At 41.6% G+C, this 19,425-nt stretch carries 7 protein-coding genes and 3 rRNA genes; 3 read left to right on the top strand and 7 right to left on the bottom strand.

Annotation, left to right across the window (positions count from 1 at the left end):
• Positions 1-7 precede the first annotated feature (7 nt).
• The 7 genes from PREBIDRAFT_RS09815 to PREBIDRAFT_RS09785 all read right to left on the bottom strand — a co-directional run bounded on the left by PREBIDRAFT_RS09815 (position 8) and on the right by PREBIDRAFT_RS09785 (position 15,174).
• Positions 8-3,340: a SusC/RagA family TonB-linked outer membrane protein gene (locus PREBIDRAFT_RS09815; RefSeq protein WP_004337859.1), complete on the bottom strand. Its 3,333-nt coding sequence runs from the start codon at positions 3,338-3,340 to the stop codon at positions 8-10.
• A gap of 39 nt (positions 3,341-3,379) precedes the next feature.
• The gene (locus tag PREBIDRAFT_RS09810; RefSeq protein ID WP_004337857.1) at positions 3,380-5,998 is read right to left on the bottom strand and encodes a zinc-dependent metalloprotease; all 2,619 of its coding nucleotides are present in this window, start codon (positions 5,996-5,998) and stop codon (positions 3,380-3,382) included.
• 192 nt (positions 5,999-6,190) lie between these two features.
• Positions 6,191-6,303: ribosomal RNA gene (gene rrf, locus PREBIDRAFT_RS09805) — 5S ribosomal RNA — on the bottom strand.
• A 120-nt stretch (positions 6,304-6,423) separates the two neighbouring features.
• Positions 6,424-9,331: ribosomal RNA gene (locus PREBIDRAFT_RS09800) — 23S ribosomal RNA — on the bottom strand.
• A gap of 453 nt (positions 9,332-9,784) precedes the next feature.
• Positions 9,785-11,313: ribosomal RNA gene (locus PREBIDRAFT_RS09795) — 16S ribosomal RNA — on the bottom strand.
• Together the 16S, 23S and 5S rRNA genes form the textbook arrangement of a ribosomal RNA operon.
• A 746-nt stretch (positions 11,314-12,059) precedes the next feature.
• On the bottom strand, positions 12,060-14,207 hold the full coding sequence (locus tag PREBIDRAFT_RS09790) for a M3 family metallopeptidase (RefSeq protein ID WP_004338055.1): 2,148 nt from the start codon (positions 14,205-14,207) through the stop codon (positions 12,060-12,062).
• Between the two features lie 466 nt (positions 14,208-14,673).
• Complete coding sequence (locus PREBIDRAFT_RS09785) at positions 14,674-15,174, bottom strand: arginine repressor (RefSeq protein ID WP_004338053.1); 501 nt, start codon at positions 15,172-15,174, stop codon at positions 14,674-14,676.
• Positions 15,175-15,614: 440 nt separating this feature from the next.
• Here PREBIDRAFT_RS09785 and PREBIDRAFT_RS09780 point away from each other — a divergent pair, with 440 nt between their 5' ends.
• From PREBIDRAFT_RS09780 to PREBIDRAFT_RS09770, 3 genes are all read left to right on the top strand, one after another.
• Positions 15,615-16,871, top strand: coding sequence for a clostripain-related cysteine peptidase (locus tag PREBIDRAFT_RS09780; RefSeq protein ID WP_004339817.1), 1,257 nt, complete (start codon positions 15,615-15,617; stop codon positions 16,869-16,871).
• A 271-nt stretch (positions 16,872-17,142) separates the two neighbouring features.
• Positions 17,143-18,495 carry an ATP-binding protein gene (locus tag PREBIDRAFT_RS09775; RefSeq protein WP_004338049.1) on the top strand — a complete coding sequence of 451 codons (1,353 nt, stop codon included), beginning with the start codon at positions 17,143-17,145 and terminating at the stop codon, positions 18,493-18,495.
• A 111-nt stretch (positions 18,496-18,606) separates the two neighbouring features.
• The gene (locus PREBIDRAFT_RS09770) at positions 18,607-19,326 is read left to right on the top strand and encodes a Bax inhibitor-1/YccA family protein (RefSeq protein ID WP_004338047.1); all 720 of its coding nucleotides are present in this window, start codon (positions 18,607-18,609) and stop codon (positions 19,324-19,326) included.
• Positions 19,327-19,425: the final 99 nt, after the last annotated feature.

The raw sequence follows: 19,425 nt of genomic DNA, 5'->3' as shown, positions 1-19,425 counted from the left end.
TCTCTCTTTAGAAGTTTACATTAAGATTGAAGGTGAAAGCCTTCTGCACAGGAGTAGAATAGAGATTGCTCTGCGACTCTGGGTCGATATAATTGTGATAATCAGAGCTAATCACGAACAAGTTCTTACCTTCTACTGCTATTGTAGCCGCACCTAGTCCTAGCTTACGTACAAATCCCTCTGGTAAGTGGTAAGACAAGCGTAAGTTCTGCATACGTGCATAGTTAAGATCGCGCACCCAAATATCTAAGTTATTATAAACCGAACTTGACTCTAACCAACGGTAATCTGGCAAGTAATCCCCTGTAGGTGATAACAATGCAGGCAGACTAGAAGTGGTATTATCGGGTGTCCAACGATTAAGAATATCAGTATTCGTATTGCGACCAGGGTTCTGCCCCACTACCGCATACGAAGGTGCTGTACGTACTTTAGCACCAAAGTAGAATGCCCAATTCATATTAAGTTCCCAATTCTTATAATTAAAGGTATTCATCAAACCACCTGTATAAGGTGCATCAGAGGTTCCCATATATTTATAGAAAGTACGTTCCTCTGTAGGTTTCACATCAGAAGAATAGAAGCCAATGCCCCACTCGTCTTTCAAACGATACTTCTTATCTATCGTAACACCATTAGGATCGCTCGCATCGGCAAGGAGTATTCTACCTGTTTTAGGATCAATACCCTTTGTTTCGATAGCAAAGATAGCACCTACTGGATAACCTTCAAGACTAGGTGTGGTTTGATTATCAGCAATGCTCATACGAAGCACCTTATTTTGGTTATAAGCAAAGTTAAAGGTGGTGTACCATGAGAAGTTCTTTGTAGCTATATTGCGTGTCTGGAGATTAAACTCTACACCTTCATTTTTCATACTAGCCCAATTGATAGTCATGCTCTGGAAACCATTTTCTAGTGGGAGCATACGTGTGCCTATCAAGTCGGTACCCTTACGAGAATAGTAGTCAAAGCTCATATTGATGGCAGACTTTAGAATACTCCAATCAATACCTACGTTCCATGTCTTTGTTTTTTCCCAGCGAAGTTTATCGTTTGGCGCACCAAGAATATTAATACCTGTCTCATTGTAACCTGGGAGAATACTAATATTAGCGTATGACCCAACAAGATATGGTGAGGTGTTCTTATCAATATTACCCTGAATACCGTATGAAAGACGAAGGGCAAGATTATCTATCCATGTAGCGTTGCTCAAGAATTTCTCACGACTTACACGCCATAAAGCACTCATAGAGTAGATAGGCAACCAGCGATACTTCTTATCAACGCCAAACAAATCGGAACCATCCGAGCGCACACTAGCACCAAGAGTGTAGCGATCAAGCAAGGTGTACGAACCCGTAGCATAGAAAGAAATATAAGCATTGGTTTGCTTGGTAAAATTATTCAAAGGATATTGACGGGCTTGCTTTTCATCCTGAAAAACAAGCGGAATAGAAGTAAGTGTCTGTGGATTATAGCCATAAGCAGTTACGGCATCAGCCTTATACCAGTTTTTACGCCATTCGGTACCTGCCATAAGCTGTAGGAAGTGGATATCGTTGAAGGTATTCTTATATTCTCCCTGCAACTTATAGGTCATCTGCGTGGTAGTGCTATGGTTGGTCTGCATTCTTCCACCTTCAGGTATCACATATTTAGTAACGCCCTTATTTGTATACCTACTATTTTGATAAGCATTACGCATGGTAAAAGTATTCCACCCTGCATACTGTTCGCGCTTACTATTATCGTATTGCAAGCCCAATTGGGTAGTTAACTTCCAATTATCATTAAAACGAAGTTCTGCATCGAAGATAGCGTTGATAGAAGTTGTTGTGGTTTTGTTCTGTGAGTTTGCTCTATCCTCAAATATATTGAAGCCACGTGTCAAATCACGATCACCATTTGCTACAGCATTGTAATCGTAAGCATAAGAACCGTCCTCGTTTTGCAAAATTTGATAAGGATTGGCAATGCGAGAGTAATAAACAGGATTATTCAAACCATAAGTATCCGAGAGGAAAGAGTGGTTTTTACGCAAGTTTCCAAAGAGAGAAAAACCAATCTTCAAGATTTTATTAACTTTATACTGTGTTTTACTTGTCAAATTAAAGCGCGAGTTGCTCCCACCTTGTACATTACCATTCTCATCGCTGTAGCCAACAGAGTTGTAATAAGTTACACGTTCTCCACCACCCGAGATACTAAAGTTATGTTCTTGAGTAAAAGCACTGCGAAAGAGAATATCGTTCCAATTAGTATTTACATTACGAAGTGCATTTATCTTACCTTGCGTAGCCGCTGAAAGTGCATCAAAGCCTTTAGCCTGATAGTTTTCTAGTTCGCCCGCATTTTTAATAATAGCATAAACATCGCCATTACCGCTATACAAAGATACTGGTGTACCATAGTTGTCATAGGTTTGACGAGCCATTTCTAGTTCTAAATTTACTTTCTGGCTAGCATTGAGCAAGTTCAATCGATCACTGCTAATACGAGGTGATATAGATAGACGTGTGTTATAGTTCATCACAGGCTTACCCTCGCGACCACGTTTTGTAGTAATCACGATCACACCATTAGCTGCACGTGCGCCATAGATAGCTGTAGCAGCGGCATCTTTTAAGATCGTAATACTCTCTATATCATTGGGGCTCAAGCCTGCAATTGAAGACTGCCCAATATTAGTAATATCGTTATCAGAATTGCCTGAAAGTTTAGGTATATCTGTTCCCTCTAATGGCATACCGTCAAGCACCCACAATGGATCTTGTGTACCAGAGAGTGAAGCTGTACCACGAATACGGATCTTAGCAGGTGCACCTGGGGTTCCTGACATACTCGTTACCGATACACCGGCAATTTGTCCCGCCAATGCCTGATCAACACTAAGGTTCGATCCCTTAGCAGCTTCAGTTAAGTCTATCTTTGTAATAGCTGCTGTCAAGCGACGACGTTCTACAGTTTGATAACCTGTTACTACAACATCATTTAGTGTTGTCGATTTCGATTTCATCACTACATCATAATGGCTCTTGCCATCCGTGAGCGTAATAATAGCATCTTCATAGCCAATGTATGAAGCCGTTAGCACCTTAACATCTGTAGGAACCTTTATGGTAAAGTTGCCATCTACATCAGTAGTTGTTCCAAGACTCGTTTGGGCTGCTCCCACACGCTTTAGTTCACTGCGAGGTACGGTAATTGTTACACCGATAAGTAGTTCCTTATCCTCTGCCGAGGATATGGTACCTGTTATCTCCTTCACATCAGCAGCCCACAATGTAGTTACTGAAAAGAAAGCAAGAAATAGTAAAAGTGATTTTTTAACCATGTTTCTTGTTGTATTTAAGTGAATAATATATCTGTTTTCTTATTTTGTTCCCAAAGCTGTATTAATGCGCATAATCATATCCGCATAATGATACTTAGTTGCTGTATCAGAGGTATTCTTACGTTTTTCAAGCAAAGTCTTTATACGCAACATTTCACCACGTTTTACAGAGAGAGCATCAGAAATACGAGTGAGCTGAGATCCAGAGAAGTTGAATCTACGAGGACCACTCGAAGCACTTATATCTAGCTTATTCCATGGGCAACCACCTTCGCTCTCAAAAAGCCAAGACATACCAGTAAGTTTCTTATTGATCTTCACGCTCTCACTTTCAGCACCAGCAGTAATCAGGGCATCTAGGAAGTTCTTTTGGAGTGAGCGCTGCATAGCATCAGGGATACCACCACGCTCGGTTACGGCGAAGATGTGCTTGTGGAGCATATCCATTAAATCAACAGTGGTAAAGGCTTTCTTTCCATTCTCATACTCATTTTCCGTCATACGCATAAGACGATTGTTACCTAGCAAATCCCAAAGAATAAATGCTTGGCAGTTACGAAGTATAACGCTAGGGGCATGTTCTTCCATGCCTAGAGGAGTGCTACGCAACAAATAGGTGTAACGCTGAATATCGTTACCAAAGAGCCATGCGGGGAAAGTAAGAACGTTGTCGAGCAAGAATTGAGTAGCTGCACGTTGTTTTTCTTTTTCAACAAAGGTAAATGTCTTATTGCCGTCGCCTACAGTAGTATTCTCTATGTATATACCACCTATATTAGAAAGTACGTGGTAGAGATAAGAGTTCCATTGATTGATCACTGCATAGTAGAGTTTTGATGCAGCTTCATACGACTGCCCCTCCTTACCATTAGTGGTCCATTTAATGATATTAGGCACGATACGCTTTAAGTTAGCAATACCATAATTGGAAGATTTAATAGCATCATTGCCTAAATCTTCATTTTGGGCACGAGGGTCTATACAGTCGCGTACATCTTGGGCTTCACTAAATTTATAGACTGTTGCTGTGTGCTTTGCCAAATACTTATTAAGATAAGGTAACTCTTCCTTTGGTGTGATGTCGCCATACCAGCGGTAAGCATATTCTATAGCAAACATATCATAAGCCCCAAGAGCTGGTGAAAGGTGAGTAACTCCATCGCCTGGTTGTGCTATGTAGTTGAAACGAGCATAGTCCATAATTGACGAGGCGGTATTCTGATGTTCATCGGTAAATGTCTTGCTACGAAGACTCTCTGTAGGGTAAGTCCATGAGGCTATCATATTATGACGCAAACCTAGCGAATGACCTATCTCGTGAGTAGCTACAAAACGCAAACCATCACCAACCAATGCCTCGGGTAGATCATTGAGCTGGGCACGTGGATCAACAGTACTTGTTTGAACCTTTATCCACTCTGTTACGGTTGCCAAAACATTGTGCCACCACATCACATCTGCATGCAACACCTCACCTGACCGTGGATCAAGTAGGGAAGGACCCATTGCATTCTTCTTTTCGCTAGCAGCATATGTAATACTATTGTATTTCATATTATCAAGATCTACCGAATCGGGCAACACTTCTGCATAAATAGCATTTTTGAATCCTGCCTTTTCAAAAGCCTTTTGCCATGCGTTTACACCAGCAATGAGGTAAGGACGCCATGGCTTTGGTGTAGCAGGGTCTATATAAAATACGATAGGTTGTTTCGGTTCTACTAGCTCACCTCTAAGATATCGTTCCTTATCTTCATCTCTTGGCTCCATACGCCAACGCGTAACATATTCTTCTTTGCTAGCCACTTGGTCATAATCCCCATAGCGTTGTAAGGCTGTAGTAAAATAACCTACTCGAGGATCGGCTAATCGCCCACGCATAGGCTTTTCTGGTAATAACATAAGCGATGAACTAACATTCACTGTAATATTCACTGATGTCTTACCTTCAGTAACCTTTGTTGTTAGCTCACTATTGGCTGTTATATTATTATCAAAAGACTTTATACAAAGAATACGTGAAAGGTTTTTGATAGCAGAAGTGCCTAAATTAATATTATCAAAAACATTATTGATAGTGGTTTCTTGTCCATTATAGAAATCACTAACTTTCACAACAACACTGCTGGAATCAGGACTAACTCCTTCCACCTTCAACGCAGCTATTAATGGCGAAATATAGTTATCCTCTACCGACATACTAATAGCATCATTTTTGTCTGCTATTGGCATAGGACGCTGCTGGCGAATATACACCTTCTTAGCCTTCTTATCCCATGAGAAACTTACCATTTGGTTTTCATAGTTCACACCACGGTTCACACCTGCTTCATTCAACTCTGAAGGCACACGCAACAGCTTGTTAGATACTAGGAAATCACGACCCAACAAACGTGTTGGGATTTCAAAAAAATAGTCATCTTGTTTCTGATAAACATTAAATAGCCCCTTGGCTTTTGCCCCATTTGCTGTTATCTTTTGATAATCAGTTTGTGTAGTATCTGAAACTTCTTTCTTTTTCTTCTTGAAAATGGGCATCAAACTGTTAGGCGACATACTCACTGCTTCTGCATGTAGAAAGCCAGTCATTAAACAAGCGATGCTCAAACCTCTTTTCAGAGCTTGAACACGCTGCTTATTGTTGTTGTTAATAGTCATTGTATAATTGTAATCTTAAATTTCTCCAATTTTGCCACAAAGATATAAAAAATAAATGATAATGATTTAAAAGCTGGTAAATATAGTTTTGATACACAACACGCTTCAATTAGATAACCCGCTAATTGAATAACAGCACAAAAAAAAAGTCCTGACTACTTTTCAGTAATCAGGACTTCTACTTGCTATAAAAAAAGGCAGCCTCCTACTCTCCCACATTGCATTGCAGTACCATCGGCGCAAACGGGCTTAACTTCTCTGTTCGGAATGGGAAGAGGTGGAACCCCGTCGCAATAACCACCTAAATAACGGTGACATATTGTAACTAATAAACTATAAGAGTAGAATACTATCTACTGTCCTAGAAATCAACAGCTCAAAGAATGAACCACTGTGCCAATAGGGAATATTACCCTAGAAAGCACCGAAGAAAGTTTCGGGCAATTAGTAGTGCTCGGCTTTGACGTCACCGTCTGTACACCTACACCCTATCAACGTCATCGTCTATGACGACCCTTATGAGGAGTTCTCATCTCGCGGAAGGCTTCGCACTTAGATGCTTTCAGCGCTTATCCATACCAGACTCAGATACCCAGCAGTGCACCTGGCGGCACAACTGGTAAACCGGAGGTCTGTCCAACACGGTCCTCTCGTACTAGTGTCAGCACCACTCAAAACTCCAACGCCCACGATAGATAGAGACCGAACTGTCTCACGACGTTCTGAACCCAGCTCGCGTGCCACTTTAATGGGCGAACAGCCCAACCCTTGGGACCTTCTCCAGCCCCAGGATGTGACGAGCCGACATCGAGGTGCCAAACCACCCCGTCGATATGAGCTCTTGGGGGGGATCAGCCTGTTATCCCCGGAGTACCTTTTATCCTTTGAGCGACGGAGTTTCCATACACATCCGCCGGATCACTATGCCCTAGTTTCCTACCTGCTCGGCATGTCTGCCTCCCAGTCAAGCACCCTTATGCCATTACACTCCATGAGGTCGGTTACCAATCGACCTGAGGGTACCTTTGGAAGCCTCCGTTACGCTTTTGGAGGCGACCACCCCAGTCAAACTACCCACCAAACAATGTCCGCACATAAAGCGCGTTAGACCTCAGACAGCCAAAGGGCCGTATTTCAAGGATGGCTCCACAAACGCTGGCGCGCCCGCTTCAAAGCCTCCGGCCTATCCTACACATCGGATGACCAAGGTCAATGCTAAGCTGTAGTAAAGGTTCACGGGGTCTTTTCGTCCCATCGCGGGTAATCGGCATCTTCACCGATACTACAATTTCACTGAGATCATGGTTGAGACAGCGTCCAGATCATTACACCATTCGTGCAGGTCGGAACTTACCCGACAAGGAATTTCGCTACCTTAGGACCGTTATAGTTACGGCCGCCGTTTACTGGGGCTTCAATTCAAACCGTCGATTTACATCTAAGCTCTCCTCTTAACCTTCCAGCACCGGGCAGGTGTCAGGCTGTATACATCATCTTTCGAGTTAGCACAGCCCTGTGTTTTTGTTAAACAGTTGCCTGGACCTATTCTCTGCGCCTCGTATAGCTAAATACGAGGACCCTTTATCCCGAAGTTACAGGGTCAATTTGCCTAGTTCCTTAACCATGAATCTCTCAACGCCTTAGTATATTCTACCCGACCACGTGTGTCCGTTTGCGGTACGAGTTGCTTAAATATTAACGCTAGCGGATTTTCTCGGGAGTATGATTACCTGTACTATCAACTTTCTCCGAAGAGAAGTTGTACTTTCTATTCTCAGCTCAAGGTGTGGATTTGCCTGCACCTATCAATGCCTAAAATATTAAACGTCCATGTCCGTCAGGACGCGACAGTGTCACTGCTCCGTCTCCACTTCACTATATAAGCAAGTTGAGGAATATTAACCTCATCTGCCATCGCCTGCTCCGTTCGGATGAGACTTAGGACTCGACTAACCCCGGGCTGATTGGCATCGCCCGGGAAACCTCGGTCTTTCGGCGAAAGGGAATCTAACCCTTTTTATCGTTACTTATACCTACATTTGCTTTTCCATAAGCTCCAACAAACCTTACGGTCTATATTCTGCGCCGATGGAATGCTCCCCTACCGATACTTTTTATATACAATACTATCCCGCACCTTCGGTATCTGACTTAATACCCGATTATTATCCATGCACGGACCCTCGACTAGTGAGCTGTTACGCACTCTTTGAATGAATGGCTGCTTCCAAGCCAACATCCTAGCTGTCACGGGGACCACACTTCGTTAGACTAACTTAGACAGAATTTCGGGACCTTAGATGACGGTCTGGATTCTTCTCCTCTCGGGGACGGACCTTAGCACCCGCCCCCTTACTGCACTACTGCAAAACATAAGCATTCGGAGTTCGTCAGGTCGCAATAGGCGGTGAAGCCCTCTTGACCTATCGGTCGCTCTACCTCTTATGCTGATCGTAGCACGCGGCACCTAAATGCCTTTCGGGGAGTACGAGCTATCTCCAAGTTTGATTGGCCTTTCACTCCTACACTCACCTCATCCAGAAGCTTTTCAACGCTTATTGGTGCGGTCCTCCATTCGGTGTTACCCGAACTTCAACCTGGGTAAGTGTAGATCACTTGGTTTCGCGTCTACCCCATCTGACTATAACGCCCTGTTCAGGCTCGCTTTCACTATGGATGCGTGACTGAATCACTTATCCTTGCCAGACATGGTAACTCGTAGGTTCATTATGCAAAAGGCACGCCGTCACAAATTACTTTGCTCCGACCGCTTGTAGGCGCATGGTTTCAGGAACTATTTCACTCTCCTCGCGGAGTGCTTTTCACCTTTCCTTCACAGTACTCGTTCACTATCGGTCTCATGGGAGTATTTAGCCTTACCGGATGGGCCCGGCTGATTCGCGCAGAATTACACGTGTTCCGCGGTACTCAGGATACCACTATGCTAAGTCGCACTTCGAGTACAGGACTATCACCCTCTATGGTTATTCTTTCCAGAATATTCTTCTCGATTGACTTAATACAATGTCGTGGTCCTACAACCCCTATGGCGCATTGCTACGTCATAGGTTTGGGCTACTTCCCGTTCGCTCGCCACTACTAGGGAAATCATTAAATTATTTTCTCTTCCTACAGGTACTAAGATGTTTCAGTTCCCTGCGTTAGCTCTCTTACATTGCAAGAGTAACGTGTCTTCAACACGCTAGGTTGTCCCATTCGGAAATCTTCGGATCAAAGATTATTTGCATCTACCCGAAGCTTATCGCAGCTTATCACGTCCTTCATCGCCTCCATGAGCCAAGGCATCCGCCATGCGCCCTTTCTTACTTTCTTCGCTCGACTCTAATTGCTAGTAAACTAATACCGCAAAAAGAGTATGTAGCTCATACTTTCAGCTGTTGTGTGATTTCTATTAAAAGAAATGGAATTCTTTTCTTAGAAACTATTTATTATAATAATATTATAAAAAACAGTTCATACTTACAGTTTATTCATTGTTGCAATATGTCAAAGATCGTAAAGACTACTCTATAAAAAATAGAGATTTTATAGTCTAATGTGGAGTAGTAGGTCTTGAACCTAGTATATAACTTTCTGTGAGCCTTATTTGGTTTACCAAAATTACTCTTACTCCCTTATTTATATAATACAGATTACTCGCAGTACAAGAAGAAAACAAACCAATTTATATTGATAACAATAATATATTGATAAAAATATATCGGTTACTTTAATCTTGTTGTCAAATGTTTGGCTACTTTAGCAAGGTTTTACATCCTGCTCCAGAAAGGAGGTGTTCCAGCCGCACCTTCCGGTACGGCTACCTTGTTACGACTTAGCCCCAATTACCAGTTTTGCCCTAGGTCGATCCTTACGGTCACGAACTTCAGGCACCCCCGGCTTTCATGGCTTGACGGGCGGTGTGTACAAGGCCCGGGAACGTATTCACCGCGCCATGGCTGATGCGCGATTACTAGCGAATCCAGCTTCGTGGGGTCGGGTTGCAGACCCCAGTCCGAACTGAGAATGGTTTTAAGGATTAGATCGTATTTGCACACGACCAACTATCTGTACCACCCATTGTAACACGTGTGTAGCCCCGGACGTAAGGGCCGTGCTGATTTGACGTCATCCCCACCTTCCTCACACCTTACGGTGGCAGTATCTCCAGAGTGCCCAGCAGAACCTGATGGCAACTAAAGAAAGGGGTTGCGCTCGTTATGGCACTTAAGCCGACACCTCACGGCACGAGCTGACGACAACCATGCAGCACCTTCACAGATGTCCCGAAGGACCTCATTATCTCTAAATCGTTCATCTGCAATTCAAGCCCGGGTAAGGTTCCTCGCGTATCATCGAATTAAACCACATGTTCCTCCGCTTGTGCGGGCCCCCGTCAATTCCTTTGAGTTTCACCGTTGCCGGCGTACTCCCCAGGTGGGATGCTTAATGCTTTCGCTTAGCCGCTAACACTAGGTGCTAACAGCGGGCATCCATCGTTTACTGTGCGGACTACCAGGGTATCTAATCCTGTTCGATACCCGCACCTTCGAGCTTCAGCGTCAGTTGCGCTCCCGTAAGCTGCCTTCGCAATCGGAGTTCTTCATGATATCTAAGCATTTCACCGCTACACCATGAATTCCGCCTACGTTGTGCGCACTCAAGTCTGACAGTTCGCGCTGCAATCTAGAAGTTGAGCTACTACATTTCACAACACGCTTACCAAACGGCCTACGCTCCCTTTAAACCCAATAAATCCGGATAACGCCCGAACCTTCCGTATTACCGCGGCTGCTGGCACGGAATTAGCCGGTCCTTATTCATATGGTACCTGCAAAAGGGAACACGTTCCCCACTTTATCCCCATATAAAAGCAGTTTACAACCCATAGGGCCGTCATCCTGCACGCTACTTGGCTGGTTCAGACTTGCGTCCATTGACCAATATTCCTCACTGCTGCCTCCCGTAGGAGTTTGGACCGTGTCTCAGTTCCAATGTGGGGGACCTTCCTCTCAGAACCCCTACTGATCGTTGCCTTGGTGGGCCGTTACCCCGCCAACAAGCTAATCAGACGCATCCCCATCCATAACCGATAAATCTTTATTCGTAATCTCATGAGATCAAACGAATACATAAGGTATTAGTCCAACTTTCGCTGGGTTATCCCTTAGTTATGGGTAGGTTGGATACGCGTTACTCACCCGTGCGCCGGTCGCCGACATAAATAGCAAGCTATCTATTCGCTGCCCCTCGACTTGCATGTGTTAAGCCTATAGCTAGCGTTCATCCTGAGCCAGGATCAAACTCTCCATTGTAAAATATCATTAGAATGTATATCACTAAAAAAAATAATGATAACGTTTGTATCTATAGCTCGAATGTATCCTAAATTCTAAAGTATCAAGTTTAAAAGCACCCTTGTTAAATAAATCAACGGTTTGTTTTTTACCAATGTGCATAAAAATATGCACTATTGCTTCTTGTACTACTTTGTCTGTTATGTAAATCTTTTCAAAGAACTCTTTCTTGTTGTGCCTAAACGAATTGTGAATGACTCATTTCGTAAAAGCGAGTGCAAAGGTATAGAGTTTAGAACAAAACACCAAACTTTAACAAGAAAAAAGTGAGAAAAAAGTTGGTTTTCTACCTCAAAATAGAAGAAAAGAGGAAATACACATTATAATATATATAAGAGAGAGGAGATATTACAGCGATAAAAGAAATAGTGTAGAGAGGAGAGAGAGGGGGGCTAGAAATAGGCTTTTTGTTAGTTTTTTTCGTGCAAGACTTCTAGTTTAGGAAACAATTTCTTTATTTCTTTTTCAGCAACACTTCTGTTTCGTCATACCAATAAATGATCAAAGTGTCCTTCTTTAGTTTGTACGCTGTAGTTTTCTTTGCCCCATGCCAGTCGGTATAAAGGTATTCTCTATTGAAGAGCAAGCCACCAAGAGCAAACTACAAAAGAATAAGCCAATAATTTGCTTCATTGTAATACGCAAAGTGTCAATGTATAGCCTTAAACTACACACTGACACTTTTAAAAGTTTTATAAAATATATTATTCCAACCCTCTAGCCTTTAAAAGATCCTCTGTGCGAGGTTCCTTTAGACCAGTGAAATCGGTGAAAATCTGCATCAATGGTAATGTGTTGCCACGGCTTAGAACCTTATTACGGAAATCGGTACCTGTTGATAACTTCAATGCGCCACGTTCCTTAAAGGTAGCAGCCACGTTATCAGCCAACACCTCTGTCCATAAATAGCTATAGTAGCCAGCAGCATAACCACCACCCCATACATGGTTGAAGTATGATGTAGAGTAACGTGGAGGAATTTGGCTATCTAACAATCCTACTTCGCTCAAAGCCTTCTGCTCAAAAGCCTTAGCACCATCAGCATTAGGTACTTGCTCTACAGGTAATACATGCCAAGCCATATCTAGGCAGGTAGCAGCAAGGTTCTCACCAAGACTATAAGCTGAATGGAAGTTCATAGAGTTTAACATCTTTTCTTTCAAGTCGGCAGGCAAAATCTCACCCGTTTTGTAATGCTTAGCATAGTGGTCAAGCACTTCTGGAATAGCAGCAAACGACTCATTAAACTGTGATGGAAACTCTACAAAGTCGCGCGCAACAGCAGTGCCACTCAACGTGTTATACTTACAGTTTGACAATATGCCGTGCAACGCATGCCCAAACTCATGGAACATTGTAGAAGTTTCGTCCCATGTTAAGAGTGTAGGCTGACCTTCTGGTGCCTTTGCGATATTCATTACATTATAGATCACAGGTATCTGCCCTCTCAATCGGCTTTGCTTAGCAAACGAACTCATCCATGCACCACCACGCTTTGTTGGGCGGCGGAAGTAGTCGGTATAGAACAACGCCAATTGCTTACCATCTTTGTCCAACACATCGTACACCTTCATATCCTTGTGATAAGTAGGCAAATCGAAACGCTGACGGAAGTTTAAGCCGTATGCTCTGTGTGCAGCATAGAACACACCGTTTACTAACACGCTATCCACATTGAAATAAGGCTTTACATCATCATCAGAGAAATTGAATTTTTCCTTCTTCATCTTAGCAGAATAGAAGAAACGATCGTAAGGTTGGAGCTTAAAGTCGGCACCTTCCTTGCTTTGTGCATACTCCTCAATAGCCTTGCTTTCAGCATCAGCTATAGGACGATACTTAGCTATCAAGCTCTTCAAGAAACTGTAAGCCTTGGTAGTATTACCTGCCATCGTATTGCTTAAAGAGTAGTTGGCATAGTTGTCATACCCCATCAACTTACCTTTCTCTGCGCGCAATTTAGCGATTTCGACAACAATAGGGAAAGCGTTGAACTCGTTTGTTCCATCTACTCGGTGGATAGAAGCTTCAAACACCTTTCTACGTGTTTCGCGATTTGCAATATTGGTTAAGATGGGCTGATTGGTAGTATTGGTAATCACAATACAATAAGGAGCTTTGCCTCCTAAAGCCTCAGCATCCTTCTTACACTGTGCAATATCGGCAGCACTTAGACCAGCAAGGTCGCTCTCATTCTGCAACCAAACAGTAGCAGCATTGGTAGCCTTAGGAATAATGCTACCAAAGTCTTGCTGCAAAGTAGCGATGCGCTTGTTGATTTCCTGCATACGCGCCATCTTTTCTGGCGATAGCAATGCACCCGAACGCACGAAGCCCTTATAGATTTTCTCTGTTAGCTTCTTGTCTTCGCCTGTTAGCTTGTTTAGCTCATGATCGTAAACATACTTGATACGCTTGAAGAACTTCTGATTGAAGCTTAATTCGTTTTCCCAATCGGTAAGCAAAGGAATAACTTTCTCCTCCGCAGCAGCAATACCGGGTGTCTTATTGGCCTCGGTTACACAAAAGAAAATGCTCGTAACACGATCTAAGGTGCGACCGCTTTGCTCGTATGCAAGAATAGTATTTGCGAAAGTAGGTGTTTGCTTGTTATTGACAATGGCAGCAATTTCAGCTCGTTGCTGCTTGATACCTGCCTCAATAGCAGGTAGATAGTCGGTATCCTTTATCACTTTAAAGTTAGGAGCACCATAAGGCAAACCGCTAGGGCGCAACAATGGATTTGTTACAGCTGCCTTTTTTACCTTTTTCTGACCTTTTACAGCAGCGTGGGCTAGTGTTACTGTGCCAGCAAACAACGCTATCAGTAAGGCGTATTGAGTTTTCTTCATCATACTGTATAAAAAATAAAGTTTGTTATTAATGTGCTTATAATCTTATTTTAAGATAGCTTCTTTCTTTTGTTCTGAACATCTTTCGCTAAAAAAAGATCTTCTTTCTACAATTAAAAAATAAACTTGGACAAAGATAAACATAATATTTTAAAGCGCAAAACAATTTATTTTTGTTCTATTTTTAATTTATTTTTAGTTGAAAAATAAATTATTTTTTATCGTGAAATATGACCTTTTTTGCTGTAAAAGGTCATATTTTAACAAATTAGGGGGTAAGAGATTACTTTTTAAGAGATAATACTATTATTCTTTTCGTTCTTATATGGAAAGAGAAAAACTTTATGTTATCCGCTGATATACAACGAAAACTGGTGGTAGTCAAAGCTTTACTTTAACTACCACCAGTTACGAAAACAGTATCTTGTGCTGTTGCTACCTAAATTGCCCGAACTAATACTTCGGCTTATTTCTTTGAAGGATCCACCAAATGGCGTAAACCAGGAATGGCTGAAGCAAATGTGTCGATAACCTCTTCTCTTGATACCCCTTCACGAAGTGCTACAAAAATGGTATCATCGCCAGCAATCGTTCCCAAAACACAACCAAACCCGGCAGCATCAAAGTCGTAAGCCAAAGCGCTGGCATAGCCCGGACGCGTTTTCAAAATAGCCAATTGCCCTGAAATATTGAATGTAAGATAACCGCTGTGTTGTAACATCTCTCCAGCCGTACGTGGACTAGTTACACGCTTATACATTGTTTCGTTTGGCAACACATATACGTATTTACCATTCATAGAAGCTGCCTTAGCTACTTTTAGCTGCTTTAAGTCTCTACTTAATGTGGCTTGAGTTAGCGTATAACCTTCTTTCTTCAACTCTACTAACACTTCTTCTTGTGAACCTAGCTCCTTGCTTGAAATAATAAGTTTTAGAGCCTCTAATCTACTTGTTTTTACCTTCATACTATGGAAATTGTACGTTATTGAGAATGCAAAAATATACATTTGTCAGCAAATTACCAAATTTTATTTGAAAAAAAATTCATTTTTTTGTATACTTAGCTTTCTCTTTTCGCTATACATCGTTTCTTTTAAGGTTTTTCTGCGTATGCTGCTTCAAGCAGTTCTGCTATCTTTAGCATCTATCGTTTTTTTTCATTACCTTTCTTTTTATCTGTTCGCATCTATAAGAGGTGGTTTTGGTACAACCTAAAAACACGATAAATCTTTTTATATTTTACTGTCCATCTTACAGTAAACACCTAATGGGGGGGCTATAACTGCGGAATATCGTTAAATAATCATTATATTAAAAAAACACATAATATTATATTAAAAAAAGAATGTAACTTTGTTTTTCATTATTTATTTGTTTTAAAAATAAAGAAAACGAGATTTACTAAATGAGGAAAATTTTATTCCATTTTACATTGCTACTAACAGTTGTGATGATACTTGCAGGCTGTAGCGATCCTATTATATACACAGGCAACGATGCTGAAACATCGAGCGTTATCATAATGTACCTTCCATGGACAGGTAATGCAAGTGGTTCGGACGAAGGGTTGTATTCGGCACTTGCAAACAACGCAATAGCCTTGGAACAAGGTATCAAGCAGATAGGAGGCATTCCGCAAGGACAGAAAGTAATGGTATTTATCAGCGAATCGCCCACTTCGTCAGAGCTTTATCAGTTGGTAACCAAGGATGGGGTAGTAGAAAAAATACCTGTGAATAATCAATATAGCACTTACGACTTTGGCACACCTGCTGGTCTTAGCAGTTTGCTAAAAGAGATTAAGCACTATACGCATGCCACTAACAGCACTAAGTTTGGACTGATCATGGGAGGGCATGGCTCGGGCTGGACACAAAAAGAGATATGGGAGAAGTACCCCACCCGATCGACAACGGATAGGGCGAAGCGTGATACCCAATCATCGTGGGCACCACCACAGTTTACGATGACACGTTTTATGGGTAGCGTAGCAGACAAACAGTACGCGCTAGACCTCAACGAAATAGCCTCTGCTATTATGCGTGCAGGAGTGAAGCTACAATATCTTATACTTGACGATTGCTATATGGCAAATGTAGAAACGGCTTATACCTTTAGAAATGCTACCCATTATTTAGTAGCGAGTACAAGCGAAATTTTGAAAGAAGGTATGCCTTATAAGATCATGTACCCAGCCTTAAATCCTGAAGCGCCAAGCTTCGTGGGTATGACAAAGGCTTTTGCTACCCACTATAACAACAAGAAAACATACGCTTTAGGGGCTTTATCGGCAATAGACTGTAGCAAGATAGAGGCATTGGCAGAGGAAATGAAGGTGCTGAATGGTAAATATAAAGTGTCGGCAGAGGAAGCAAGCAACATTCAGATCCTTGGTGGTTTCAACCCTACAATATTCTTCGATATGCTTTCTTACGTGAAACACATGAAGCCTACAGTAGCCGAACTGTCATCATTTAAGGCAAAATTGCAAGAAGCAGTTATTGCTAGCACTTGCACACCTACCGTATATAGTGCTATATACGGTATAGATAATTTTATTCCTATTGCAGAAAATTGTGGTCTGACCATATCCGATCCAACGACCCATCCGACAGCATTGAAGGGCTTACAACACACAGAATGGTGGGGAGCTACCCACTAAGGCTAGTAACAAAGGTTTGGAATTTCTCGCAAACGTTATTAGGGCTGACTCTCGGAGTTAGCCCTTTTTGCGGGCTAAATTATTAAAAGAGACAATAAGAACTACCTCGACAAAAAATGAAATAAGTGTGTTTTTTAACTACCAAAAATATAGGAAAAGTGTATTTTTTCGCCATAAAAAAAGCAGGAAAAGTGTATTTTTTGCTTGCTTATTTTATAGGAAAAGTGTATTTTTGCAACAAGAACACAAGGTGTTATCGTAATATAAAGCCATGTTATACAGAAAGATAGAAAGAAATATTATTGATCATTTGCGAAGCAAGAGTAACAAAATACTTATGCTGGACGGTGCACGCCAGATAGGCAAGTCGTATATTATTAGGCATGCAGCCCAGCAAATTTTTAAAAACTATGTCGAGATTAATCTTGTAGAAGACAAACAAGGAGCAGGCTTTTTTGCAAACTGTAACACGACCGACAAGTTTTATTTTCAGTTGAGTATGTTAGCAGGCGAACGCCTTGGTACCAAAGATGACACCATTATTTTTTTAGATGAAATACAAGAATATCCCCATATTATCACGTTGCTAAAATTCTTACGTGAAGACAACCGATATACTTTCATTACCAGTGGAAGTTTATTAGGCGTAACACTATCTGCCGAAGTAGTATCATTACCCATAGGGAGTTTGGAAATATTACACATGTATCAGCTCGACTTTGAGGAATTTTTGATAGCTAATGGTTTTGGAGAGCTAGCCCTAGAGCACCTCCGAACCAGTTTCTTGCAAGAAGAAAGTTTAGACGAAACTGTACACGCACGTGTGCTAGAACTCTTCAAGCTATATCTATTAATAGGTGGGCTGCCAGATGCTGTTCAGACCTATCTTGACACAAAGAATATAGTAAGTGTAAGAAGTTTACATAACAGTATTCACCAAATGTATGTTGCCGATGCCGCTAAATATGATAAGGAACACAAACTCAAGATACGTATGATTTATAATTTGATGCCCTCTAACCTAGAAAGTAAGAAGAAGCGCATTATTTATAAGGATATAGAAAATAAGAAAGGAGCAAGATATGAGACCTATAAAGATGAGTTCGACTATCTTATTTCATCGGGGATAGCCCTAGAGGTAAAAGCTGTATCAAATCCTACTTACCCTTTGATACAATCGGCTACGAAAAATTTGCTCAAGCTATATATCAACGATGTAGGATTATTCACCAATCTCTTGTATGGCAAAAATATTCGGGCAGTACTCAACGATGATGAGTCGGTAAACCTAGGAGCAGTCTATGAGAGTGTAGTAGCATCCGAGCTAAAGGCACATGGTTTCAGCCTTTACTATTATGACAACAAGAAGAATGGTGAGGTGGATTATCTAATTGACGACCAAGACAATTTAGCAGTACTGCCAATAGAAGTGAAGTCGGGAAAAGACTATACCACTCACAGTGCCCTTGACAAACTCATCGCTAACAAAGACTATAGGGTGGACAAAGGTTATGTACTTTCTAATCAGCGCGAGATAAGCAAGAAAGGCGAGATAATTTACTTACCCATCTACTACGTTATGTTCCTAAAACCAAATTTAACAAATGATATATATTTACCATAGATAAAATTAGCAATTATGGTACACCTTTTGTATATTTGCACTATATAGCTCTTTGCTTACAAAAAAGCAGTATGGGCTAAGCGTAAGATTATTAATAAAAAAAGAAAAGATATGAATTTTGACAATTTTTCAGCCCCTAACTACACACGTGAGCAAGAGCTTGCTATGGCGCAAGCTATGCCTATCCTCATGCGCAAAGTATATACGTGGATGACAATGGCACTGATCATTACAGGTATCGCCGCCTATTGGGTAAGCCAATCCGTGGGCTTAATGAACTTAATGTTCTCTAGCCGATTGACCTTCTTCCTACTAATAGGAGCACAGGTAGGTATTGTAATTTACCTTTCAGCACGCATCCACAAGCTATCTCTACAAGCTGCCACCTTATGGTTTATTGCCTACTCGGTGCTAACGGGTGTTGTTTTCGCTCCTATCATCTTGGCATTTACAGGAGCATCGATCGCTAAAACTTTCCTTATCACGGCTGGTACCTTCGGAGCAATGGCAGTAATAGGAACAACTACCAAACGCGATCTCTCAAGAATGGGTAGCATCTTAACTATGGGAATAATAGGACTTATAATAGCTATGGTCGTAAATATCTTTTTAAAGAGTACGATGATGGACTTTATTATTAGTGGTGCTGGCGTACTTATCTTTACTGGGCTTACCGCTTGGGACGTACAGAACATTAAGAAGCAGCTATCACTTGCAGGTAATGTGAGCGAGAGTACACAAAAGATAGCACTGCTAGGTGCTTTAAACCTTTACCTCGACTTTATTAACCTCTTCCTATATCTATTGCGCTTTTTCGGAGATAGGAAATAAGATTTAGACAAAACGATAATAGAGAAGGGCGCTTTGATGAAGGCGTCCTTTTTCTTTGTGGGAAGCGTATAAAATACACAAAAGAGCAGTATATGCACT

Source organism: Prevotella bivia DSM 20514, from assembly GCF_000262545.1.
Taxonomy (GTDB): domain Bacteria; phylum Bacteroidota; class Bacteroidia; order Bacteroidales; family Bacteroidaceae; genus Prevotella; species Prevotella bivia.
The sequence above is the reverse complement of the archived record's forward strand: the minus strand, read 5'-3'. Positions and strand labels throughout refer to the sequence as shown.